We start from the raw sequence: 23,431 nt of genomic DNA, 5'->3' as shown, positions 1-23,431 counted from the left end.
GGTTTGTAGAATGGATTATCCATGACCCCAAGCCCTCACACCGTGTCCTCAGCCACGCCCCCTTCCCCTACCGCCCCCGCCGCTCCCGCCCCGCAACCGATTGTCTGGGCTGATACCGCGCGCGAACAACGCTTCCATGCGTGGTTCAACAGCCTGCAATCCGGTTTTTCGCTGGAGCCGACGACGCTGGGTTTGGCCTCCGCCGATGCAAGCTTTCGCCGCTATTTCCGGGTGCAAAGCGGTCGGGGCAGTCTGGTCATCATGGATGCGCCACCGGACAAAGAGAACTGCAAACCCTTCGTCGACATTGCCGCCCTGCTGAACCACGCGGGCCTGCGTGCCCCAAAAATACTGGCTTGGGACGAAGCCGACGGCTTCATGCTGCTCACCGACCTGGGCACGCTCACGATGATGCAAACGATAGACCCGGCAAAGCCTCCACTGGACCTGTACCTGCATGCCGTCGACACCCTGGTGCAATGGCAGCTGGCCTCAGCCCCGGGTGTGCTGCCTCCGTATGACGAGGCTTTGCTGCGCCGCGAGCTGGAGCTTTTTCCTGAGTGGTACATAGTCCGCCACCGGAACTTCACCCTTGATGCGCTCATGCGCAAGACGCTGGACGACACATTTGCCTTGTTGATCCAGAACAACCTGTCCTGGCCGAGTGTCTATGTGCACCGGGACTTCATGCCGCGCAATCTGATGGTGCCCGATCTTGCGGAAATACCTTCCAAAGCCGATCCGCGCTACCTTGGTGTGCTGGACTTCCAGGATGCCGTCTACGGCCCCATCACCTACGACATTGCGAGCCTGATGCGCGATGCGTTTTTGACCTGGGACGAGGACTTCTGCCTGGACGTGACCATCCGCTACTGGGAAAAAGCCCGCAAAGCCGGCCTGCCGGTCGGCGACGACTTCGGTGAGTTTTACCGTGGCGTGGAATGGATGGGCCTGCAACGCCACCTCAAGATTGCCGGCATTTTTGCCCGCCTGACCCTGCGCGATGGCAAGCCCAAATACCTGGCCGACACGCCCCGCTTTATCGACTACATCCGCAGCACCTGCAGCCGCTACATCCAGCTCAAGCCCTTGCTGCGTTTGGTGGAAAAGGTGGAAGGCATTGAGGTGCCGAATGTGTTCGCCTTCGGTCGCTCATAGTCAAATTGCGCCCTGGTGCTCGTGGAATATGCGCGAGCAGCTCCTGAATTTATAGCAAGCTCCGGCTTACCGTTTTATGCCCCGTTTTTTCTGCGCTGCGGCGCTGGTCAGCGACACCGCTCTGGAATTGCCAGCGGGAGCCGCGCGCCATGTGCAGGTGCTGCGCCTGCAACCCGGCGACAGCATTACCCTGTTTGACGGGCAAAGCGCTGACGAATTCGACGCCACCGTCACCCGCATGGGCCGCAGCGATGTGGCGGTTCAGGTCGGGCAGCGGCGCACCGTGGCCCGGGAGCCAGCGCGTCAGATTCACCTCGCCGTGGGCATGCCCGCCAACGACCGCATGGACTGGCTGGTGGAGAAGGCCACCGAACTCGGTGTGGCCAGCATCCAGCCCCTGATGACGGAGCGCAGTGTGCTCAAGCTCAGTGGCGAGCGCGCCGAAAAGAAAGTGGCTCACTGGCAAAGCGTAGCGGTGGCGGCCTGCGAACAGTGCGGTGGCAACATGGTGCCCGTGGTGCACCCCATGCAAACGCTGGCTCAGTGGCTCAAAAGCCCGAGCGCGCAATCAGATACCCCGCACCGTTTGCTGCTCTCTTTGCGCGCCGGTAGCGCCCCGGTAGCTTCCTTGCCAGCCGGCGTAGCACCGGTCTGGTTTCTGTCTGGTCCCGAAGGGGGCTTGAGCGTCCATGAGGAAGATGCCGCTATCGCCGCCGGCTTCTCCCCGGCTTCCCTGGGCCCCCGCGTTCTGCGGGCCGAAACCGCTGCATTGGCAGCACTCACTTTACTGACTCAACCATGAACCGCAGCCTTTGGCTACTCGCTCTGTGCCAAGGGCTATTCCTCACCAACAACGTCACCTTTATTGCCATCAACGGCCTGGTGGGTTTGAGCATGGCCCCTTACGGGTGGATGGCGACTTTGCCTGTCATGGGCTATGTGGTGGGCGGTGCTTTGGCGACGCCTCTGGTGGCTGCTACGCAGGCGCGCTTCGGGCGGCGGACCTCTTTCCAGATCGGGCTGGCAGTGGCAGTGGCATCCGCGCTGGCCGGCGCGTGGGCCGTGGCTGCCCATCAGTTCTGGGGCCTGGTCGCCGCAACCGTCGTAGCCGGCTACTACAGCGCCAACGGCCAGCTCTACCGTTTTGCAGCGGCGGAACTGGCATTGCCTGCATTCCGGGAAAAGGCTGTTTCTCTGGTGCTGGCGGGCGGCCTCATCGGCGCGATTGCCGGGCCCAACCTCGCGGCCCGCACACGCACGGTCATGGAGGTGCCGTTCACGGGTGCCTACCTGGTGCTGGCCGGCGTGGGGCTGCTGGCCATGGTGCTGATGGCGTTCGTCCGTTTTCCGGCACACCAGGCGCCGAATGCGGCAACCTCTACCGGTCGCCCCCTGAGCGAGATCGCGCAGCAGCCTGCATTCGTCGTGGCTTGCCTGAGCGCCGCCATGGGCTACGGAGTCATGAATCTGCTCATGGCAGCCACACCGCTGGCCATGCAGCAATGTGGCCTGGGTTTTGACGATGCAGCCTTCGTGCTGGAGTGGCATGTCATCGGTATGTTTGCACCGGGGTTTTTCACCGGTCACCTGATCAAGCGGTTCGGCACTTTGCACATCATGGCCGTCGGCGTGGCGCTCAATTTGTTGTGTGTGGCCATCGCGTTGAGTGGTGTGGAACTGCAGCAATTTGTGCTGTCTTTGTTCCTGCTGGGTGTGGGCTGGAATTTCTTGTTCACCGGCAGCACCACATTGGCGCTGACGGCTTATCGCCCCGAGGAAAAAGACCGTGCCCAGGCAGCCATCAACTTCTGCGTGTTTGCCGTGATGGCCCTGAGCTCATTAGCCTCAGGCGCACTGGTGGTGACGCAGGGCTGGACATGGCTGAACATCGGCTCCATCCCTCCACTGGTCATCACCGCAGCTGGCCTGCTGTGGCTGCAGGTCAAAGGCCGAGCAGCGCGTCCTTGAGCTTGAAGTCGGCCGGGACCGGGCCGATCCAGATCTTGAGCACCATGTCAAAAAACTCGGCGTCTCCGATGGGCGCGCCCTGGGCTTGGCCCTGAATGTAAAAAGTGGTGCCTTTGCCGGGCACAAATTCCATGGCGAAAGTATCGCCTGCCGTGAGCTTGGGCTTGCCCGAAAAAATCTCGATCAAGCGGGTGCTGGATGCAGCGTGCTTTTGCACTTGGTCCGCCGGCGAATTGCTGGACAGGCCTTTGATGAAAGCGATACCGAGGTCCGTGCCCGGCAGATCGCGCAGCGCCACGAAACTGAGGCGCTTGGGGCCCGGCATCGCAATGATGGCCTCAGGGGTGTTGCCCTTGGCAGAGGTATACAGCGCCATGTCGTACACACGGAAAATCGCCTTGTAACGGGTACCCGCGCCATTGAGCTGCAAAGGCACGCCCTGCACCGCGGCCTTCGCTTCGAAGTTGCTGCTCACCGTCGCCGCATGGGCTTGCACTGCCACCGTCCCGATGGCACTCCAAAGAGCCAGTGTCAGGACACTGGCGCGAAGGTGATGGTGCGTTGGTGTTGTCATCTTTTTCTCTCCCTTTTCTCTTGTAAAAATTATGTTCGTCGGTTCAGGAGCCACTGCTCCAAGGCCTCCACCGTCAGTGGTTTTGCGATCCAATAACCCTGCAGGGTGTGACAGCCGATGTCCTGCAGGAAGGCCCGTTGCTCTTCGGTCTCCACCCCCTCAGCGACCACATTCAGGCTCAAAGCCTCGGCCAGTCCCACCACGCCTTTGACAATAGCGCGAGAGTCGCTGTCGGTGGCTGTATCGTTAACGAAAGAGCGGTCGATCTTGAGTTGGTTGGGTCGCAGGCGCTTGAGATAGGCCAGCGACGAATAGCCGGTACCGAAGTCATCAATCGCAATGCCAACCCCGATCTGGCGCAAGCGTTCGATGATGCGCTGGCTGGTTTCGGTTTCCGCCATCAGCACACTCTCGGTGATCTCAATTTCAAGGCGCTGCGGGGGAATGCCGCTGGCGTCCAGCGCTGCCTGCAGACTGTCGAGCAAGCGGTGGTCACGGAACTCCAGCGCTGACACATTGACTGCCATGTTGCCGATATGTATGCCACGCGCGGACCAGTCCGCCAACTGGCGGCAGGCCTCCCGGAGAGTCCAGACACCCATCTCGGCAATTCGCCCTGACTCTTCTGCCAGCCCGATGAACTGGGCGGGATACAGCAGGCCACGGGTCGGGTGCTGCCAGCGCACCAGTGCCTCTACCGCTACCATCTCGCCGGTTTTGGCGCAGACCTGCGGCTGGTAATGCAGCACCAGCTGGTCATGGCCGATTGCATAGGCCAGCTCCTGCTCCAACTCCAGGTTGGCCTGCAGGCGGGAATTCAGCTCGGAGTGGAAGTAGCTGTACCTGGCGCGCCCCAGCGTCTTGGCTTGGTACACCGCGATATCGGCATGCTTGACCAGGGTCTCAAAGTCCTGGCCATCCTCGGGGTAGAGAGAAATACCGATACTGGCTGACACCTTGACCGGGGCATTGGCCAACACCACCGGTGCCTCAATGGAGCGCAAGACCCGCTGCGCCATTTCGCCCAGAGACTCCCAGTGCTCAATGTCACGCACCAGCACCAAAAACTCATCGCCGCTCTGGCGGCAGACCACATCCACCTCACGTAACACCTCGCGCAATCGACGCGCCACTTCAATCAGCAAGGCATCGCCGGCCGCGTGACCCATGGAGTCATTGACGGCCTTGAAGCGGTCCAGATCGATGAAAAAGATGCCAAATTGCTGTTGGTTGCGCTGTGCAGACAGCATTTCGCGCTGCACCAGATCGATAAACAGCGAGCGGTTCGGCAAGCCGGTCAGCTGGTCGTAAAACGCCATTTGCTGCAGCTGCGCATTCTTGTTACCGAGCTGGGTGAACAGGCCGCGCAATTCCTCTTGCACACGTCCCAAATGGCGGCCCAACAGACCGAGCTCGTCCTGCCTGCGCCATACAAACACCTGACCCGGGCCGTCGTCCCGACTGTGGTCCAGCAAAGCGCTGGCGTGTTCTTTCAGACGCTCGATAGGACGCAGCACACGGGACACCAGCACCGGCATCAGCACCGCCAGAATGGCCAGCACCTGCAAGGCCACGAGCACCAGCATCTGGTCGCGCCGCGCCTGCAACAGGCCCTGGCCGTAAGAGGCGTCAAACCAGACCACCAGTGTGCCCAGGGGCTCCCCTGATCGGATCACACTTTGCGTCCGGCGGGTCAGTCGGCCGGCGGACGTATCTTTGTCCAACGAGCCGGCAAAGTCCGGCCGGATGCGCTCCATCTCCGGGGTATTGGCCAGCCCGTCCTCGATACGTACCGCTACGACTTGCGGGCTCTCCAGCAAGCGGGCGGCTGCGGCATCCAGAGCCACGCGATCAACCACCCACATCGGCTCGGCAATAGACACACTGCCGATCTTCATCAGGGCAGTTTCACTCTGTGCCAGCAAGGCTTTCTGGGACTTTTCCGCCAGTTGCTGCTCGAGAGTGAGCAACAGAATCGCAGGCAGGGTCACGCCGATCACCACCACCAACATCATGGTGTAGCGCAGGGGCAGGCCCTCGCGAATTCGCAAGCGCAACTTCTTCCAGCTCAACGGAATGGATGCCAACGGAGTTACCCCGGGTTCAATGCTGGACTGCGCTCAAAACCGCCGGTCCAGCCAGCTGCGCATGGCGGCAAACACCGGTGTGGCATCTTTCTCGTTGAAGATCTCGTGGTACAGCGCATCAAAGCACACCGAGGTCACCTGGTCTTTGGGGGCCACAGCCACAAAGTCACGGCTGCCCTGCGGGTTCACCAGACGATCATCCCCTGCATACATCAGCAAAGTGGGAACCTTCCATTGCGGGGCGGCGGCAACGGTAGCCGGCCCCTCAGTAGAGAAAAAGCGGGCCAGTCGGGCGGAGATGCGGTCATGCACCAGCGGGTCCGTGGTGTAGGCCTTCACCACGGCGGGGTCATGCGAAATGAAGGTGGGGTTCAGGCCATTGCCTACGCGCAGGTTGGGGGCGATTTTCGGCAACACCGCAACCAGGAATTTCTGGAATGCATTCATGCCCGGATTCAGGGCAGGGGAAGACATGATGAGCGCCTCTACCTTGCGTAGACCTAAGGACACAAAGCGCCCGGTCACCAGACCGCCCATGCTGTGTCCCAACAGAATCAGCGGAGTGGCGGGTTCCATGCGGGCACGTGTACTGTCGATGATGTCGGCCAAGTCATCCAGCATGCGGGTGTCGGAGGGCAGACTACCGGGCAAGCCGCTGCTTTCGCCGTGGCCGCACTGGTCGTAGCCGCGCACTGCAAAGCCCCAGGCATTGAGTTGTTGCGCGACATGGTCATAGCGTCCGGCATGCTCGCCCAGCCCGTGGACGATGAGCACAACGCCGCGGGGCGTCACGCCCGGCTCCAACGGCCAATCCTGGACGGCGAGGTTTTCGCCGTCGCTGGCGGTGAAGGTACTCAGAGTGGATTCAGAAGCCATGCTTTGCTACCGGTTCAAGGAAAACGGGAAATCACCTGTGCCACTGCGGCAGTGAGTTTTTTGGCATACGGCACATGCAAAAACTCATTCGGTCCATGGGCATTGCTCTTGGGGCCCAGCACACCACACACCATCATCTGTGCTTTCGGGAAGCCCTTGGACAGCATGTTCATGAGCGGTATCGTACCGCCCTGACCAATGTGGCCACAGGGCGCTCCGAAGTGCGCATTCGAAGCGTCATTCAATGCCGCATCGAACCAGGGCGCGGTATCCGGAGCATTCCAGCCGGTGGCGCTGGACAGCCCTTCAAACGTGACTTTGGCTTGGTAAGGCGCATTGTCTTCCAAGAGCGTCTTCAACTCCTGGACGGCAGAAGCCGCCTCCACCAAAGGTGGCAGACGCAGGCTCAATTTGAACGCGGTGTAAGGCCGCAGCACGTTTCCGGCATTTTTGATGTCGGGAAAGCCATCTGCCCCGGTGACACTCAGCGTGGGCTGCCAAGTGCGCTTGAGCAAGGCCTCCAGCGGGTCCGAGGTGGTGGGCAACGCGAAGGTAGTGGCGCCACCGCAGTCATAGTGCGCCCAGGGAAAGCGCTTGAATAATTCATCACCCAATATTCCGGCAGTCGCGCGCGCTTGCTGCATGCGCTCGGCAGGGACTTCGCAGTGGAAGTTGGCAGGCAACAGATGGCCGGTTTTGCTGTCCTCCAGGCGGTCCAACACCTGGCGCAGGATGCGGAAGCTCGATGGCACAAGACCACTGGCGTCTCCCGAGTGAATGCCTTCGGTCAGGATTTCGACCTTCAACACGCCGCTGGCCATGCCACGCAGGCTGTTGGTCAACCACAACTGGTCGTAATTGCCGGCTCCGGAGTCCAGGCACACCACCAGCCCCACATCACCCAAGCGGGGCTTGAGTGCGTCGACATAGTGGAGCAGGTCGTAAGAGCCACTTTCCTCACAGGTCTCAATCAGGCCGACCACTCGCGGGTGACGCAGCTTCTGGTCTTTGAGCGCCTGCAGTGCGGCAATCGCCGCATAGGCAGCGTAGCCGTCGTCCGCGCCGCCACGGCCGTACAGCTTGCCGTCCTCGTATTTGGGGGTCCAAGGCCCAAGGTCGTTGCGCCAACCTGAGAATTCCGGCTGCTTATCCAGATGGCCATACATGAGCACGGTTTCGCCGGACGCAGTTACCTCGCCTGCCTCACCACCACTGGCAGGTATTTCAAAAAAGATGACCGGAGTACGACCCTCCAGCCGGATGACCTCCAGCTGCAGGCCGGGAACTTTCTGGGCCTCGATCCACTGGGCGGTATTGCGCACCACGGTGTCCAGCAAGCCGGCCTCCGACCATTGCGCGTCAAACATCGGCGACTTGGCCGGAATACGGATGTATTCCTCCAAACGATGGACGATGTCCGTGTCCCAGGCAGCACTGACGTGCTCGAGGGCCTGGGCGGTATGGAATACAGAGGATGGAACGCGGGCGTTCATGGGGCTCCTGATACAGATTCGGCGCGGGGCATCCATCATGCCATGCGCAGCCTGAATCTTGCTGGAGGCTTACCCGCAGTCGACTGCTTTAACGTGCCAATTTGTACACAGAAGTGCCGGCCCGCAGGTTGGGCAGGAAGCGGACCGTCTGACCATCCTGCAAACCAAAGCTGTCCAACACGCGCAAGCCATTGCGCTGCGCCAGAACAGCCAGGTCCGCATGGGTGCCCACGCGGATGTTGGGCGTGTCGTACCACTGGTAGGGCAACCGCTTGGTCACGGGCATGCGCCCTTGTAAGATGCTCAGGCGGTTGGGCCAGTGGGCAAAGTTGGGGAAGGCCACAATGCCCACACGTCCGACACGGGCCGTCTCAATCAACATGGTTTCGGCATTGCGCAAGTGCTGCAGGGTGTCAATCTGGAGCACCACATCAAAGCTGGCGTCCTCAAACACTGTAAGCCCCTGGTCGAGGTTGAGCTGCAGCACATTCACGCCGCGTTTGACACAAGCCAGCACATTGGCATCGTCCAGCTCCACGCCGTAGCCGCTGCAGCCGCGCTCGCGCTGCAGGTAGTCCAGCATGGCGCCGTCGCCGCAACCAAGGTCGAGCACCCGCGAACCTTGAGGCACCAAACTGGCAATCGCGTGCAAGGTATTCAAGTCGGTCATGCCGCCACCTCCAAACCCGTGGATATGCTATTAAAATAGGAGCGCATCACGCTCATGTAACGGGCGTCATCGAGCAAAAAAGCATCATGTCCGTGGGGCGCATCGATTTCAGCGTAACTGACCTCGCGCTTGTTATCCAACAAGGCCTTCACCACCTCGCGGCTGCGTTTGGGGCTGAAGCGCCAATCGGTCCTAAAGCTCACCAGCAAAAACTTGGCGCGGGTGCGGGCCAGGGCCTGGCTCAAGTCCCCGCCAAAGGCTTTGGCCGGGTCAAAGTAGTCCAGCGCGCGGGTGATCAGCAGATACGTGTTGGCATCAAAGTACTCCGCAAACTTGTCACCTTGGTAGCGCAGATAGCTCTCTATCTGAAACTCCACGTCCTGCGTGCTGTACTTGTAGCCGTTAGCGCTGGCCAGCACGGCGTCTTTGAGCTCGCGGCCGAACTTCTCGTTCATCACGTCATCGCTCAGGTACGTGATGTGGCCGATCATGCGGGCGATGCGCAGGCCTCGCTTGGGGATGACGCCATGCTCGTAAAAATGACCGCCATGAAAGTCGGGATCGGTCACGATGGCGCGGCGCGCCACTTCGTTGAACGCAATATTCTCGGCCGTGAGGTTGGGTGCACTGGCCACCACCACCGCGTGGCGCATGCGCTCGGGGTATTGCAGGGTCCAGCTCAGGGCTTGCATTCCGCCCAAGCTGCCACCCAAGACCGAGGCCAAGGTCTCGATACCCAACGCGTCCAACAATTTCGCTTGGGCGTTCACCCAATCTTCGACGGTGACCACTGGAAAGTCCGCGCCATAGACCTTGCCCGTGTCGGGGTGAGTGTGCATGGGGCCGGTTGAGCCGAAACAGGAGCCGAGGTTGTTGACGCCGATGACGAAAAACTTGTCCGTATCCACCGACTTGCCCGGGCCGATCATGTTGTCCCACCAGCCTTCGGACTTGTCCTGACCCTCGTACACGCCCGCCACATGGTGCGAAGCGTTCAGGGCATGGCAGACCAGCACCGCATTGGACTTGTCGGCGTTGAGCGTGCCGTAGGTCTCGTAACTCAAGGAATAGCCGTGGATGGACTCCCCGCTTTGCAGCAGCAAAGGGGCATCAAAGCGCATGGTTTGGGGCGTGGCAATCAGCATAAAAACAAAACCCGGCAGCGCTAAACGCGGGCCGGGTTGCAATGCCAAAAGGCGGGTCCGTGTTTAGCTGAATTTATTAAGCGCCCGCAAGCTGGAGCAAATTGGCGCTGTGAGTAGCGAGTATAGCAAGGGACGCCTTTTTCGGGGTCCATCGCATAACCATGCACCAGCTTGGAATGTCTGGCGTGGTTTTTGCTTTATTTTGGTGCGCAAAGCCATTTTTCAATGGTTTTGCACCAATCAAAAGCATTTAACGACCAAAGGACTCGTATGGAAGCACTAAAACAGGGCGCGGATGCCTTGTTCATTTTGTTGGGCGCAATCATGGTGCTGGCTATGCACGCCGGTTTTGCCTTTCTGGAACTCGGCACCGTACGCCGCAAGAACCAGGTGAACGCGCTGGTCAAAATCCTGGTGGACTTCTCGGTGTCTACCGTGGTGTATTTCGTGGTCGGGTACGCCGTGGCCTACGGCACCACCTTCTTTGTCGGTGCCGAGCAACTGGCCGCCAAGAACGGCTACGAGCTGGTGAAGTTCTTCTTTCTGCTGACCTTTGCCGCTGCCATCCCCGCCATCATTTCGGGCGGCATTGCCGAGCGGGCCAAGTTCTGGCCGCAGCTCATTGCCACGGCCGTCATCGTCGGTGTGGTCTACCCCTTCTTTGAAGGCATTGTCTGGAACCAGCACTTCGGCGTGCAAGCCTGGATCAAGGCGCTCACCGGCGACGAGTTTCACGACTTTGCCGGTAGCGTGGTGGTGCACGCCGTGGGCGGCTGGATCGCTTTGGGTGCCGTGCTTTTGCTGGGTGCACGGAGCAACCGCTATCGCAAAGATGGCGCGATGTCGGCTCACCCGCCAAGCAGCATTCCTTTCCTCGCCTTGGGCGCGTGGATTTTGATCGTGGGTTGGTTCGGCTTCAATGTGATGAGCGCACAGCTACTCGACAAAATGTCCGGCCTGGTGGCGGTGAACTCGCTCATGGCCATGGTGGGCGGCACGCTGGTGGCCCTGCTCATGGGCAAAAACGACCCCGGCTTTGTGCACAACGGCCCCTTGGCTGGCCTGGTGGCCGTGTGCGCCGGTTCCGACCTGATGCACCCGCTGGGCGCACTGGTGGTGGGCGGTGTGGCCGGCGCCATTTTTGTGGTCATGTTCACCCTGACCCAGAACAAATGGAAGATTGACGACGTGCTGGGCGTGTGGCCGCTGCACGGCCTGTGCGGCACTTGGGGTGGCATTGCGGCAGGCATTTTCGGTAGCACTGCATTCGGCGGCTTGGGTGGCGTCAACTTCATGGCCCAGCTCATCGGCACTTCCATGGGCGTGGCATGGGCAGCCGCGGCGGGCTTTGTGGTTTACGGACTGCTCAAGGCTACCGTCGGCCTGCGCATGAGCCAGGAAGAGGAATACGACGGTGCAGACCTCTCCATTCACAAAATCAGCGCATCGCCGGAGCGGGAAGCCAACTGGTAGTCGTACCGCAAAAGCGGGTAGCTATGCTTTTCATAGCTACCCGCGCATATTTAATGGGCGCTAGCGCCCATTTTTATTAATAAGCCGGTCTGCCGCCCATGCGCCCGGACCATACAAAGCCAGAGTCAGCAGCAACACACCCCAAGTGATGTGCTGCTGTAGCGCTGCGGGCGCAATCTCGCTCAGGGACAGCACCGCCATCACGTTGATCACACTCAGGCCCAAGGCCGCAAACCGGCCCCCCAAGCCCAAGACCAACAAGACCGGCAATACGAGCTCACCCGCCGTGCCCATCCAGGCTGCCAGCTCCGGAGACAGCAGGGGCACGTGGTATTCATCCATGAACAAGGACAGTGTGATGTCCCAGTCACGCAGCTTGGTCAAGCCGGAAGAGAAAAATGCGCTCGCGACATACAGCCGCGCCAGCAACGCAGCAGGCACTTGCAATGCGTCCAGTACACGGTGACCGCTTGCCACAAGCGTGGCAAAGCGCGTGAGCCAATGCCCGCCACCGGCGCGGGTTGAGGTTGCCAATAGAGATTTCATACAGACTCTTTTCAAACACAGGACATAGCGATCACTCGCCGGAAGACACCGCCAACAACAAGCCGCTTTGAACAGCTACGGTCAGCCACTGCGAAACATCCAGATGGGGCACGTCGTCCAAGGCCTGACCCAAGCTGCGGCGCGCTAGCAGGGCGTGAAGGAGCGCAGCCTCCCCCTCCAAGGCCACACGTACACAGGGCTTGAACCCCTGCCGCCAGACCACTGCATCTTCGCCCGCATGGGCTTGCAACAAACGACCGACCTCTTCAAAGCTGGGGCCGTTCTCACCATGCGCCGCATGGATGGTGGCAACCGGCCAATCACTGCACTGCACAGCGGTACCGGGCGCCAAGCGTAAGCACAACATGCCGGGGTCCTGGGTGCTCAATAGCGTCAAGGTGTTCAGGTCCGAGGTCGCGTCTTCCAGCGTGGCCATGCTGTGCAGGGCCCATTCCAAACGCGCCACATCGGGGAGAAAAGGCGTGTCCTGCAGCTGGCTGCTGCTCGCCATAAAGGCAGCCAGGCTTTCGCCCCATTGCGCCACATCGCCGCGCACAGGGGGGTGGGCATGCCAGTAGGCACGGGCCAGATCCCCCATGCTTTCCACGCCTAATAGTTGGGTTAATACTGGATAAGCGGCCTGCAGCGCGCGTTCTGCCAGCGCATGCGCATTGGATTGATAGGCTTTCAGGCCTCTGGCGCCCGGGTCCATTGCGCAGGCAGCTATGTTTTTCATAGCATTTTCCGCTGGCCAATCGAAAAGCGCTGCCACCAACGCTTGTTGTTGCTGTGCGAGGGTGCTCATGCGTCGCACGCCTCGGCTTGCTGCAAGGCGGTTTGTGCCATCTGGCGCGCCACGCCGGCTTCACCCAGCAGCACTTCCAAGGCTGGCACGTCGGTGTCCCACTCCATCAGTGTAGGCACCGCGCCAAAGCGCCGGATGGCATGGCGGTAGACCGCCCACACCGCGTCGGAGACTCGGCTTCCGTGGTCATCGATCACGATGTGGCCGTGCGCGTCATTCACCTCGCAATGGCCGGCCACATGCAGCTCGCCCACCGAAGCGGGGTCGATGGCATCCAGCCAGGCAGAGCATGCGGCCACCGGATCGCGGGCATCGCCCTGCAGTTGTGCGTTCAGGGCATTGACGTAGATGTTGTTCACATCGACCAGCAACTGGCAGCCTGTGCGGCGGGCCAAGGCATTGAGGAAATCCGGCTCAGACCATTCCTGCTCGCCCGGCACCGGACGCCACTGAAGATAGGCCGACAGGTTTTCCACCATGAAGCGACGCTGCAAGCGGTCTTGCACACGCTGCACGTTGGAACAAAGCGTGTCCAGCGCTTCGTCACTGAATGGCAATGGCAGAAGGTCGGCAGCATGCACCATGGCGACCGAACCCCATGGCGCGCGGGCAAAGCTGGCATGGTCGCTGACCCTGACCGGGTCGATGCGGCGTACCAGTGCCTCCAATTGGTCCAGATGCCAAGAGTCCAGCCCCGCGGCCGATCCTAATGAGAGGCCCACGCCGTGCAGGCTGACCGGATACAGGGCACGCCCCTGTTCCAACACAGCCAGGCTGGCGCCACCGCGGGCAAAAAAATTCTCGGAATGGACCTCCAGAAAGTCCAGCGAAGGTTGCTGTTGCAGCAGCTGCGCGTATTGAGGGTGCCGCCACCCGATACCGGTCTGAATGTCGCCGGACAACGCCGGGGCATGTGGTGCTTGCATGAGCGGGTATGCGTGGGGGCGGACTTGGAAATGCAATCGATGCGGTATTACATCTTGGGCGCCATCAGGCTGCCCTTCATTTTTTCGCAGGTGCCTTTGGCCACATATTTCCATTCGCCTTTGTCCATGTCCACTTTGGACTGGCCGGCACACGAGTGGCTACCGGAAGCGTTTGCGCAGTCGTTTTGACCGGCCTTGGCGATGCCGAAGCATTTCTCTTTTTCCTGGGCGGCAACAGGGGCGGACGCCAGGGTGAGGGACATCAGGGTGGCAGCGGTAGCGGCAAGCAGGGCACGTTGGTTCATGTCGAAACTCCTAAAGTAATTGCATCAATGAAAACAACCATTCAGCGTCCGGTGCGGTGCGCTCCAGCGCTGTGGTTGACGTTTAGTCCTGCTGCCATGTGCTTTCTTACACTCCGCGCAAAAAGAATTCAAAACTCGCCCAGTACACTGCGCATCACACTCCGCGAGCACGCCATGACCCGCTACGAAGACCAGGTCGCAGAACTTCGCGACTATCTGTACAAATTCGCCCGCTTGCAACTGCGCAATGAAGCGTGGGCAGAGGATGCTGTCTCAGAAACCCTGCTGGCAGCGCTGGCCAAACCGCAAGCATTCGACAACCGGTCGCAACTCAAAACCTGGCTGGTTGGCATCCTCAAACACAAGGTCGTGGACGCATTGCGCCACCACGGCCGGGAAGTCACGGGATTGGGCAGTTCGGAGGATGAAGATACAGATCCGCTGGAGCTACTGAACTTCAAGGCGGATGGGCACTTTGTGGAAACACCTGCGGATTGGGGCAACCCGGAACAGCAAACCAGCAGCCGGCAGTTCTTTGAAGTTCTGGAAGCCTGTACCGAGAAGCTTCCAGCCGCGCAAGGGCGGCTTTTTCTCATGCGCGAGTGGCTGGAGTTGTCTAGCGAAGAAATTTGTAAGGAACTCGACCTGACCCCGACGAATCTCTACGTCCAACTCCACCGTGCCCGATTGAGGCTCAGGGAATGTCTTGAAATGAATTGGTTCCAGAAAGCAGGTGCCTTTTGAAGCTGCTGCGCCGTACATGCAAAGAAGCGACCGCCTTGATGGTGGCGAGAGAAGATCGCGCCCTGCCGGTGGTGGATCGTGTGGCTTTGTATTTTCATCTCGCAGCTTGCAAGGCCTGCCCGCGCTTTGAAAAGCAGATGCTGACCCTGCGCAACAGCATGCGCCAGTGGCGCCATTACAGCGAAAACGATGCCGATTCTGCCGGCTAACCTGAAAAAACAAGAAAAACTAGGATTCCTCAACAAAGTAACGCATAATGGTTTGGCATTGCCGAAATATCGGTGTGCAAGTTTGCGGTGATTAGTCAGTTTCGCGTCTGCTTTAAGTCTTCAATGGTTTGTTGATTGCGGTTAAGGACTCCATCGCGTTTTGAGTTATTTTGAGGAGTCCATCCATGGGCAACAAACTTTACGTAGGCAACCTGCCTTATTCTTTCCGTGACGAAGACCTGCAACAAGCGTTTTCCCAGCACGGTTCCGTTTCCAGCGCCAAAGTCATGATGGAACGCGACACCGGTCGCTCCAAGGGCTTCGGCTTTGTGGAAATGGGCAGCGATGCTGAAGCACAAACTGCTATCAGCGCCATGAACGGTCAACAGTTCGGCGGCCGCGGTTTGGTCGTGAACGAAGCACGTCCCATGGAGCCACGTCCTCCCCGTTCCGGCGGCTTCGGCGGCGGCGCTGGTGGTGGCGGTGGCTACGGCGGCGGCGGCCGTTCCGGTGGTGGCGGCTTCGGCGGCGGTGGCCGTTCCGGTGGCGGCGGCTACGGTGGCGGCGGTGACCGTTCCGGTGGCGGCGGCTACGGCGGTGGCCGTTCCAGCTACTAAGCCAGGAACTGCTTCTGCAGATCAAAAAAGGGACCTTAGGGTCCCTTTTGTTTTGCTTGTCTCACGCGTCGGTTACGCCTCATCGATGCGACGCTTGCGGGGGCGCCCCGCCAAAGCTTTGTCAAACAAGGCATCCGGCAAAGCACGCAATAGCCTGGCCACCCAACCCATCTGCCATGGAATCACACGATAACGCACACCCTGCGTGATAGCGGCAAATGCCCGCTGCGCAAAAGCATCGGCAGTCATCAGAAAGGGCATGGAGTACCGGTTCTGGCGGGTCAAAGGCGTGTCGATGTAACCGGGGCAAATGGTGACAACCTTGACTCCGCTGGCACGCAGTTCTCCGCGCAGTGATTCGCAATAGGCAATCACGGCCGCCTTGCTTGCACAGTAGGCTCCGTGCCCGGGCAAGCCACGGATGCCGGCCACACTGCCTATTCCGACCAGCCGGCCCGAACCGCGCTGTTCCATGGCAGCTATGAAGGGATGGAAGGTCGCCGCCAGACCGATGTTATTGGTGGCAAAGGTCCGTTGCATGACATCAATATCACCACGAATGCCCGTATCCATACCGATGCTGATGCCGGCATTGGCGACGACTACGTCCGGTACGCCTTGGGCACTCAAACAGGTACGACCCGCAGCCACAATGCTGTCGGTATCCGCTACATCTGCGCTATAGACCTTGAAGCGCTGTAAATCCAACCGTTCTGCTGTCGCCCAGCGTTCAATCTCGGCGGTTCGCCTCGCCACCAATGCCAGCGAATAGCCTGCGTCATAGAAGCGTTTGGCCAAAGCCTGGCCGATTCCGCTGGAAGCGCCGGTAATGAAAATAAGCGGTGGCATAAATTTCCTTGAAAACTGACCTAACGTGTAGCCGGAATCAAGGTGCCACGAACGCGACCTTGAAGCCGAATTACCTGTTGGACATTGTCATAGTCCATGGCATCTGCGGTGAAGACATCTTTGCCGCGCCGCAATTCAACCGGCTTGTTCGACTTCACTTGCTCAGTGTCCATGAAGGCATGCAAGAACTCACCCCGGTATTCGGTTCGTACCTGTTCCGGATTGTTCTTGCTTGCCGGTACCGCTTCGCGCACCACGACCGCATTTCCAATGAGTTGCACTTCAGAGCCGTCCTCATTGGTCAGACCGCGGTTGGCAGTTGCGGTAGTGAGCCGACCCTTGGCATCAAAAGATCGGATTCGAATGGCGTCTATCTCCAGCCATTGGGTGTCGGGATAATGGCGGGCCACATCGCCCATCACCTCTGATCGGAGCTTGCCCGCAGGATCGAAGGACTTCACGCTGAAGCCATGCATGAAGTAGTCCGGTTCATGGCCTCGTACCCGTTCAGGTGCATTGTGCTCAACTACCGGTGTACTACGAACCAACCAATAGGTTCCCAGCGCCAACACCCCCATTACCAGAACGGGGAGGTACAGCATCAGCCGTTCCCAAGCACCGTAGAAAAAATTTTTCACGAAAGATACGGCTCTAAAAGATCCACATAGCGACCACTGGCCACCATCAACAGATCACAGACCTCCCGGACTGCCCCGTTTCCGCCGGCAGTACGAGTGATGTAGTGAGCGCGACCGCTGACCTCCACATGCGCATTCAGTGGCGCCGCTGCAAATGCACAACGCAACATCATGGGCAAGTCCGGCCAATCGTCGCCCATGGCGGCAGCCTGCTCCCAGCCCAAGCCCAATGCGTTCAGGATTTCTTGCGCTGCTGGATGCTTGTCTTCAGTGCCGAAACGGGCCTGTTCGATGCCCAGGGCTTGGAGGCGCAGCCGCAGGGCGGGCGAATCCCGGCCGGTCACCACCGCGGGCGTAATTCCAGCCTTTTGCAGCAACTTGAGGCCATGGCCATCTAGGGTGTTGAAACGTTTGCTGGTCTCTCCCTCCGCTGTAAAGTGCAATCCGCCATCTGTGAGTACACCATCCACATCAAGAAAAAGAACGCGGATGTTCTGCGCTTTCAGCAGCAGATCCGGCGGGAAATTCAGCAGTGGTTTCATCAAATCACCTTGGCCCGCATCAAGTCATTGCTATTGATGGCACCGCATAAGCGCCCGGCATCGTCTACCACCAATACGCTGGTAATGCGGCGGGCTTCCATCAGGTCAGCCGCGTCAACCGCCAAAGCATGGGCCGGGATGGTGCAAGGATTGGCATGCATAACATCCATCGCTGTCTTAGCGCGTAAATCAGTCCCTTGCTCCACCAACCTGCGTAAGTCTCCGTCGGTAAAGATGCCCATCAAAGTCCCGTCTTCGGTCACTACCGCGGTAGCGCCCAAGCCCTTCGCGCTCATTTCGCGCATCAGTTCGCTGAATGTCGCAGTGGGCCATACGCGCGGAATGGCATCCCCACTCCGCATGACGTCCGACACATGGGTCAGCAGTTTGCGACCCAATGCACCACCGGGATGAGAGCGGGCAAAGTCCTCTGCGCGGAAGCCCCGGGCGTCCAGCAGAGCTACGGCCAAGGCATCGCCCATGGCCAGTTGTGCTGTCGTGCTCGCTGTAGGCGCAAGATTCAGGGGGCAGGCCTCTTTACTCACCGCGGTGTCGATCCAGAAATCGGCATGCTGGGCCATGGTGCTGCGTGCATTGCCTGTCATGGTGACCAACGGTACTCCCAAGCGTTTGAGTACCGGAAGAATTGCCGCCACTTCCTGGGACTCTCCGCTGTTGGAAATCATGAGCACCAGATCTGCATCCGTCACCATGCCCAGATCACCGTGACTGGCCTCAGCAGGGTGCACAAACATGGCGGGGGTACCGGTGGATGCAAGAGTAGCTGCAATCTTGCGACCCACATGACCGCTTTTGCCCATCCCCATGACCACCACGCGCCCCGAGATCGTCAACACCCGTTCCACCGTCCTCACAAAGCCTTCACCAAGACGGCTTTTCAGCCCCTGAACGGCTGCAGCTTCGATGTCGAAGGTTTCGTTGGCGAGGGCAATGGCGCGCTGCGCATCAAAGCTGGATGCAATGAGGGAAGGTACTGTCATCCGAGCATTTTATAGAGCGCATGTCTCTTGCTAGTATCCGCCTATGACCGGTTTAGAAATCACCCTGCTTTACCTCCTCGCCGCCGTGCTGGGAGTGGTGATCTGCCGCACATTGAAATTGCCGCCTATGCTGGGCTATCTGGCTGTCGGCGTGGTGATTGGTCCCAATGCCCTCGCGTTGTCCCAAAACTCCGAGGCCGTGCGGCACTTGGGGGAATTCGGCGTCGTATTTCTGATGTTTGTGATCGGGCTGGAGTTCAATTTGCCGCGTCTACGGGCGATGCGCCAGCACGTGTTCGGCTTAGGGCTTTTGCAGGTGGCGCTAACCATGCTACTGGCCACGGGGCTCATGCTCGGCCTGTCTATCTGGCTGTCAGGCGCTTGGCATCTGGGTTGGCAAGCGGCGCTGGCCCTGTCCAGTGCGCTGGCCATGAGCAGCACCGCGATTGTGGTGAAGCTGATGGTGGAGCGGTTGGAAATGGAGTCTGAACACGGAAAACGCGTGATGGGCGTTTTGCTGTTTCAGGATTTGGCCGTGGTACCACTGCTAGTGCTGATTCCCGCCCTCAGTGCATCCGGGGAGCGCTTGATGGAAGCGTTGGCGCTCGCAGCCTTCAAAGCTACAGTGCTAGTCACCGTTTTGCTGGTAGGCGGGCAGCATGTCATGCGCCGCTGGCTGACGGTAGTGGTGCGCCGCAAGAGCGATGAGTTGTTTGTACTCAATCTGCTGCTGATCACGCTGGGCCTCTCCTGGCTCACGGAGTTGGCTGGCTTGAGCTTGGCCTTGGGCGCCTTCATTGCGGGCATGCTGATTTCCGAGACGGAATACAAGCACCAGGTGGAAACCGACATCCGGCCGTTCCACGACGTACTGCTGGGGCTTTTCTTTATCAGTATCGGGATGCTGCTGGATTGGCGCTTGGTCCTGGAGCGCTGGCCACTGGTTTTGCTGCTTCTAGTGGTACCTACCCTCTTCAAGGCCGCCCTGGTAGCGCTGATTGCAAGAGGCCTTGGCGCGACAGCGGGGGTGTCTTTGCGTACGGGGCTCTATCTTGCACAAGCCGGTGAGTTCGGCTTTGTGCTGCTGACACTGGCCCAGAAAAATGCCTTGGTCCCCCCCGAGCTGTTGAATCCCATCCTGGCAGGCATGGTGATATCGATGCTGGCGACCCCCTTCATCATCATGAATGCCAACCGTATCGTCATGAAACTGGTCAGCAGCGAGTGGCTGCAGCAATCCCTGCAAATGACGACGATTGCGCGCAAGTCCATCAACGCCAACCAGCACGTCATCATTTGCGGCTACGGGCGCTGCGGCCAGAATCTAGCACGCATGCTGGAGGGCGAAGGGATACCTTATATGGCGCTGGACCTTGACCCGGATCGGGTGCGCCAGGCTGCAGCAGCAGGGGATTCCGTGGTGTTCGGAGACGCAGCCCGCTTGCAAGCCCTGATGGCAGCCGGTCTTGCGCGTGCCAGTGCCGTGGTCATCACCTATCTGGATACCAATGGCGCGCTCAAGGTACTTGCCAATACCCGTTCACACGCGCCACAGGTACCTGTCATTGTTCGCACGCAGGATGACCAGAATCTGGAAAAGCTGCAGGAAGCTGGCGCCACTGAAGTGGTTCCCGAGGCCATCGAGGGCTCACTCATGCTCGCCAGCCATGCGCTTGCACTGGTGGGTGTGCCTATGCGACGGGTGATCCGCATCGTGCAGGATCAGCGTGATGCACGGTACAACCTCTTGCGCGGTTTCTTCCACGGTGCGGATGATAACTCTGTCGACGAGCTACAGAACGAACGGCTGGCCACCGTGAGTCTGCCCATGGGGACGAAATCTGCCGGGAAGTTGATAGGTGATTTCGGCCTGGAACGCTTGGGTGTACGTTTGGTCAGTTTGCGGCGTGCGGATGGCAAAACTGTCTCACCCGATGCGCAGACTCGCCTTATGGCGGGTGATACCCTGGTCCTGAGCGGCAAGGCCGTCGAGTTGGCAAGTGCTGAGCAAAAACTGCTCAAAGGTGCTTAATCTTATCGACGCTTAGGCGCACAATAGCGCGGCGCCACTCTGGCGCCTTTTCTTTGAATTCCTATGCAACACCTCAGCATCAATCAGTACCTCCGTGACCATATCCGCACTGTCCCCGACTGGCCTACGCCAGGCGTGCAGTTCCGTGACATCACGCCGCTTCTGCAGGATGCCAAGGTTTTCCGGGTGTTGATTGACGCCTTTGTGCACCGCTACATGGACCCCACCATGCGACCGGACGTAGTGGCCGGACTTGACGCGCGCGGTTTCATCCTCGGGGCCGTGGTGGCCTACGAATTGAATATCGGTTTCGTACCCATCCGCAAGAAAGGCAAGTTGCCTTTCACCACGGTCGAAGAAACCTATGAGCTGGAATACGGCAGTGCCACTGTGGAGCTCCATACCGACGCAGTGAAAAAGGGCGACCGGGTGCTGCTGATTGACGACCTGATCGCCACCGGCGGGACCATGATGGCAGGCAAGAAGTTGCTGGAGCGCTTGGGTGCGCACGTCATGGAAGGTGCCGCCATTGTGGACTTGCCGGAATTAGGCGGATCCGACAAGCTGCGAGAAGCCGGTCTGCCTTTGTTCACCTTGGTGGATTTCGCAGGTCACTGAGCTGCGAAATCGGCGTCGCCCTCAGTTCAACTCGCCGTACTGGGTGCCACTTAGGGGAGATTGGCGTTCGTCAATCTCTGTATCTGCAAATCGGGATGGCTGCGGATTGCGGCGGGATGACTTCATGATCTCGCCAGGCGCCGACAACTTGGCCGGGGCCGGCACAGACGCCAGCGCCTGCTTGAACGCGGCAACCTCCGAGGGTTGTAAAGGTTCAAATCGACGGGGTGTCGGTAGCGTACGGACATGATCGTCCTGCGTATGCGAGAGGCTGGAGCTCACATGCTCATTCACGCGCCAGTAGACAGCCGTCACCAAAAGGTCATGGCGGGTTTTGGCAATTTTGGCGATGTGAGTCTCGATGCCAGCCAAGCGGGCGGGGTCGCTCACATTGCGGGCCGCCATATCCATCATGATCAGATACTGGCGCCCGCGAGAGTCCAATGACAGCACCTTGAACTTGTAACTGCTCGACAGCATGCCGGCGCCCGTCATCGATTCGCGCACCACGGCGTACAACAACTCTCGCCGCTCAAGCCGCTCACTGCGGCGGGCAGACGTCATTCCCGATGACGCGCCTGAAGCTGATTTGCTCCGGCCATGGCGCGCAGAGACTCGATCTCCATCCATCTGGTCGAGACCTGAGTGACGGGTGCCGAGCGTGTTGTTGGAACTCGTCCGAGTAAACCAGCTAAATAGTGACATAGGTGAGTGACTCCTGTGCGACGCCAGAGTGTAGTGCAGGCTATTTGCCGATACAAAATTTTGAAAAGATGACACCCAGCAGGTCATCCGCGCCGAATTCCCCGGTAATGCTGTTCAGGGCATTCTGACCAAGCCGGAGTTCCTCTGCCAACAGGTCCAAGGCAGCACTACCGGAGGCCAGCAATTCCGACGCCATGTCCAAATGCTGACCCACCAGATGCAAGGCCTGTACATGGCGTTGGCGGGCCATGAAAGCGCCACTCTGTGCGGGTTGCCACCCTGCCGCTGTGAGCAGGTTTTGCCTCAATGCATCGAGGCCAACGCCGGTCTTGGCAGAGAGAACGATGCCCTCCAAACCAGTTTCCGGGGTCGCTGCGTCAGACTTGTTCCAGATATGGATCACCGGTATAGATGCAGGCAGTTTTTCGGCGATAGCGCCCGCTATATCTGCGTCAGCAGCTTTGTATTCGATAGCAGAACTACGTGTCAAATCATGCAGGAACAGGACGGCGTCTGCGGCTTCAATAGCCTGCCAGGCACGTTCGATTCCGATTTTTTCCACGGCGTCATCACTGGCACGCAAACCGGCCGTGTCGATGATGTGAAGAGGCACGCCTTCGATTTGGATAGTCTCCTGCACCTTGTCGCGCGTAGTACCTGCGATGGGGGTCACGATGGCCAATTCCGCACCTGCCAAAGCATTCAGGAGAGACGACTTGCCGGCATTCGGTTGTCCGGCAATGACCACCTTCAATCCTTCGCGGAGCAAAGCTCCTTGGGTCGCTTTGGCCAGTACCTGTTGGAGAGCTTGCTGCAAGCGTTGCAACTGCCCCACCGCGTCCGCTTTCTGCAGAAAGTCAATTTCCTCTTCGGGGAAATCGAGCGTCGCCTCTACCAGCATGCGCAAGTGAATGAGCGCATCCCGCAAGATGCCGATTTCCTTGGAGAAGGCGCCGGACAAAGACTGGCTGGCACTGCGTGCTGCCGCTTCCGTGCTGGCGTCGATGAGATCGGCGATGGCCTCTGCCTGGGCCAGATCGAGCTTGTTGTTCAGGAAGGCACGTTGGGTGAACTCGCCCGCCTCGGCGATGCGCAAACCAGGCAACAGAACGCCGGAGACTCCCTCTGTTTGCACACTGTTTGCCAGTGCAATACAGCGGGCGACCAGCAACTGCAACACCACAGGCCCGCCATGAGCCTGGAGTTCCAGTACGTCTTCACCTGTGAAGGAATGGGGGCCCGGAAAAAACAAGGCCAGCCCATGGTCAATAGGCTGGCCTTTTTCGTCAGGGAAAGGGAGATAGGTCGCTTCTCGCGGCCGCAAGGCTTTGCCCAGCAGCGCCTGCGTGAAAGCTCCAAGACTCTTTCCACTCAACCTCACGATACCGACAGCACCGCGGCCGGAGGCCGTGGCGATGGCGGCAATGGGGTCAGAGTGACGTGACAGCAC

Annotated in this window: 25 protein-coding genes; 9 read left to right on the top strand and 16 right to left on the bottom strand. The window is 59.6% G+C overall.

The annotated features are described in order from the left end of the window. Positions 1-21: 21 nt before the first annotated feature. The 3 genes from AEP_RS13365 (at position 22) to AEP_RS13355 (ending at position 3,126) form a co-directional block, all read left to right on the top strand. Positions 22-1,158 carry an aminoglycoside phosphotransferase family protein gene (locus AEP_RS13365; protein ID WP_087495836.1) on the top strand — a complete coding sequence of 379 codons (1,137 nt, stop codon included), beginning with the start codon at positions 22-24 and terminating at the stop codon, positions 1,156-1,158. 76 nt (positions 1,159-1,234) lie between these two features. Beyond that, a complete protein-coding gene (locus AEP_RS13360; RefSeq protein ID WP_087495835.1) occupies positions 1,235-1,960 on the top strand; it encodes a 16S rRNA (uracil(1498)-N(3))-methyltransferase in 726 nt (241 codons plus the stop codon). Then, entirely contained in the window at positions 1,957-3,126 is a 1,170-nt protein-coding gene (locus AEP_RS13355) for an MFS transporter (protein WP_087495834.1), read from the top strand. Before AEP_RS13360 ends, AEP_RS13355 begins: the two co-directional genes overlap by 4 nt. Here AEP_RS13355 and AEP_RS13350 read toward each other — a convergent pair. The 6 genes from AEP_RS13350 to metX form a co-directional block, all read right to left on the bottom strand. Then, on the bottom strand, positions 3,101-3,700 hold the full coding sequence (locus AEP_RS13350) for a chalcone isomerase family protein (RefSeq protein ID WP_087495833.1): 600 nt from the start codon (positions 3,698-3,700) through the stop codon (positions 3,101-3,103). The two genes, AEP_RS13355 and AEP_RS13350, sit on opposite strands and share 26 nt — an antisense overlap. Positions 3,701-3,729: 29 nt before the next feature. Continuing rightward, positions 3,730-5,751 (bottom strand): putative bifunctional diguanylate cyclase/phosphodiesterase, encoded by a 2,022-nt coding sequence (locus AEP_RS13345; protein ID WP_198301825.1) that lies wholly within the window; start codon positions 5,749-5,751, stop codon positions 3,730-3,732. A gap of 69 nt (positions 5,752-5,820) precedes the next feature. Further along, on the bottom strand, positions 5,821-6,663 hold the full coding sequence (locus AEP_RS13340; RefSeq protein ID WP_087495831.1) for an alpha/beta hydrolase: 843 nt from the start codon (positions 6,661-6,663) through the stop codon (positions 5,821-5,823). Between the two features lie 14 nt (positions 6,664-6,677). Continuing rightward, positions 6,678-8,156, bottom strand: a complete 1,479-nt coding sequence (locus AEP_RS13335) for a M20/M25/M40 family metallo-hydrolase (protein ID WP_198301824.1) — start codon at positions 8,154-8,156, stop codon at positions 6,678-6,680. An 88-nt stretch (positions 8,157-8,244) separates the two neighbouring features. Beyond that, entirely contained in the window at positions 8,245-8,826 is a 582-nt protein-coding gene (gene metW, locus AEP_RS13330; RefSeq protein ID WP_087495830.1) for a methionine biosynthesis protein MetW, read from the bottom strand. Continuing rightward, the gene (gene metX, locus AEP_RS13325) at positions 8,823-9,971 is read right to left on the bottom strand and encodes a homoserine O-succinyltransferase MetX (protein WP_087497334.1); all 1,149 of its coding nucleotides are present in this window, start codon (positions 9,969-9,971) and stop codon (positions 8,823-8,825) included. Before metX ends, metW begins: the two co-directional genes overlap by 4 nt. 270 nt (positions 9,972-10,241) lie before the next feature. Here metX and AEP_RS13320 point away from each other — a divergent pair, with 270 nt between their 5' ends. After that, the gene (locus tag AEP_RS13320) at positions 10,242-11,444 is read left to right on the top strand and encodes an ammonium transporter (RefSeq protein WP_087495829.1); all 1,203 of its coding nucleotides are present in this window, start codon (positions 10,242-10,244) and stop codon (positions 11,442-11,444) included. A 60-nt stretch (positions 11,445-11,504) separates the two neighbouring features. Here the strand turns inward: AEP_RS13320 and AEP_RS13315 are convergent, their stop codons facing one another. From AEP_RS13315 to AEP_RS13300, 4 genes are read right to left on the bottom strand one after another with little or no spacing between them, the layout of a single operon-like run. Continuing rightward, on the bottom strand, positions 11,505-11,990 hold the full coding sequence (locus tag AEP_RS13315) for a DoxX family protein (protein ID WP_087495828.1): 486 nt from the start codon (positions 11,988-11,990) through the stop codon (positions 11,505-11,507). Positions 11,991-12,021: 31 nt separating this feature from the next. Next, positions 12,022-12,795, bottom strand: a complete 774-nt coding sequence (locus AEP_RS13310; RefSeq protein ID WP_087495827.1) for an HvfC/BufC N-terminal domain-containing protein — start codon at positions 12,793-12,795, stop codon at positions 12,022-12,024. Beyond that, on the bottom strand, positions 12,792-13,721 hold the full coding sequence (locus AEP_RS13305) for a DUF692 domain-containing protein (RefSeq protein ID WP_087495826.1): 930 nt from the start codon (positions 13,719-13,721) through the stop codon (positions 12,792-12,794). Before AEP_RS13305 ends, AEP_RS13310 begins: the two co-directional genes overlap by 4 nt. Before the next feature lie 47 nt (positions 13,722-13,768). After that, positions 13,769-14,026 (bottom strand): BufA1 family periplasmic bufferin-type metallophore, encoded by a 258-nt coding sequence (locus AEP_RS13300; protein ID WP_087495825.1) that lies wholly within the window; start codon positions 14,024-14,026, stop codon positions 13,769-13,771. Between the two features lie 174 nt (positions 14,027-14,200). Here AEP_RS13300 and AEP_RS13295 point away from each other — a divergent pair, with 174 nt between their 5' ends. The 3 genes from AEP_RS13295 (at position 14,201) to AEP_RS21230 (ending at position 15,596) form a co-directional block, all read left to right on the top strand. Next, a complete protein-coding gene (locus AEP_RS13295; RefSeq protein WP_087495824.1) occupies positions 14,201-14,770 on the top strand; it encodes a sigma-70 family RNA polymerase sigma factor in 570 nt (189 codons plus the stop codon). After that, positions 14,767-14,979, top strand: a complete 213-nt coding sequence (locus tag AEP_RS13290; RefSeq protein WP_087495823.1) for a zf-HC2 domain-containing protein — start codon at positions 14,767-14,769, stop codon at positions 14,977-14,979. The genes AEP_RS13295 and AEP_RS13290 overlap by 4 nt, the downstream gene beginning before the upstream one ends. A gap of 185 nt (positions 14,980-15,164) precedes the next feature. Further along, positions 15,165-15,596 carry an RNA recognition motif domain-containing protein gene (locus AEP_RS21230; protein ID WP_087495822.1) on the top strand — a complete coding sequence of 144 codons (432 nt, stop codon included), beginning with the start codon at positions 15,165-15,167 and terminating at the stop codon, positions 15,594-15,596. 72 nt (positions 15,597-15,668) lie between these two features. Here AEP_RS21230 and AEP_RS13280 read toward each other — a convergent pair whose 3' ends face one another. Genes AEP_RS13280 through AEP_RS13265 form a run of 4 tightly spaced genes read right to left on the bottom strand, consistent with a single transcriptional unit; the run spans position 15,669 to position 18,626 of the window. Continuing rightward, positions 15,669-16,445, bottom strand: coding sequence for an SDR family oxidoreductase (locus AEP_RS13280; protein ID WP_087495821.1), 777 nt, complete (start codon positions 16,443-16,445; stop codon positions 15,669-15,671). Positions 16,446-16,465: 20 nt separating this feature from the next. After that, positions 16,466-17,047, bottom strand: coding sequence for an LPS export ABC transporter periplasmic protein LptC (gene lptC, locus AEP_RS13275; RefSeq protein WP_087497333.1), 582 nt, complete (start codon positions 17,045-17,047; stop codon positions 16,466-16,468). A 32-nt stretch (positions 17,048-17,079) separates the two neighbouring features. After that, the gene (locus AEP_RS13270; protein WP_087495820.1) at positions 17,080-17,625 is read right to left on the bottom strand and encodes a KdsC family phosphatase; all 546 of its coding nucleotides are present in this window, start codon (positions 17,623-17,625) and stop codon (positions 17,080-17,082) included. Beyond that, complete coding sequence (locus tag AEP_RS13265; protein ID WP_087495819.1) at positions 17,625-18,626, bottom strand: KpsF/GutQ family sugar-phosphate isomerase; 1,002 nt, start codon at positions 18,624-18,626, stop codon at positions 17,625-17,627. The genes AEP_RS13270 and AEP_RS13265 overlap by 1 nt, the downstream gene beginning before the upstream one ends. A 43-nt stretch (positions 18,627-18,669) precedes the next feature. Between AEP_RS13265 and AEP_RS13260 the strand changes: the two genes are divergently transcribed. Then, a complete protein-coding gene (locus AEP_RS13260) occupies positions 18,670-20,658 on the top strand; it encodes a monovalent cation:proton antiporter family protein (protein ID WP_087495818.1) in 1,989 nt (662 codons plus the stop codon). Positions 20,659-20,721: 63 nt separating this feature from the next. Beyond that, positions 20,722-21,276 (top strand): adenine phosphoribosyltransferase, encoded by a 555-nt coding sequence (locus AEP_RS13255; protein WP_087495817.1) that lies wholly within the window; start codon positions 20,722-20,724, stop codon positions 21,274-21,276. Positions 21,277-21,297: 21 nt separating this feature from the next. Here AEP_RS13255 and AEP_RS13250 read toward each other — a convergent pair whose 3' ends face one another. Both AEP_RS13250 and mnmE read right to left on the bottom strand, forming a co-directional pair. Then, positions 21,298-21,840 carry a hypothetical protein gene (locus AEP_RS13250; RefSeq protein WP_087495816.1) on the bottom strand — a complete coding sequence of 181 codons (543 nt, stop codon included), beginning with the start codon at positions 21,838-21,840 and terminating at the stop codon, positions 21,298-21,300. Positions 21,841-22,021: 181 nt separating this feature from the next. Then, positions 22,022-23,431 carry a tRNA uridine-5-carboxymethylaminomethyl(34) synthesis GTPase MnmE gene (mnmE, locus tag AEP_RS13245; protein ID WP_087495815.1) on the bottom strand — a complete coding sequence of 470 codons (1,410 nt, stop codon included), beginning with the start codon at positions 23,429-23,431 and terminating at the stop codon, positions 22,022-22,024.

The sequence above is a fragment of the Curvibacter sp. AEP1-3 genome (assembly GCF_002163715.1).
In the GTDB taxonomy this organism is placed as follows: Bacteria; Pseudomonadota; Gammaproteobacteria; order Burkholderiales; family Burkholderiaceae_C; genus Allorhodoferax.
The sequence above is the reverse complement of the archived record's forward strand: the minus strand, read 5'-3'. Positions and strand labels throughout refer to the sequence as shown.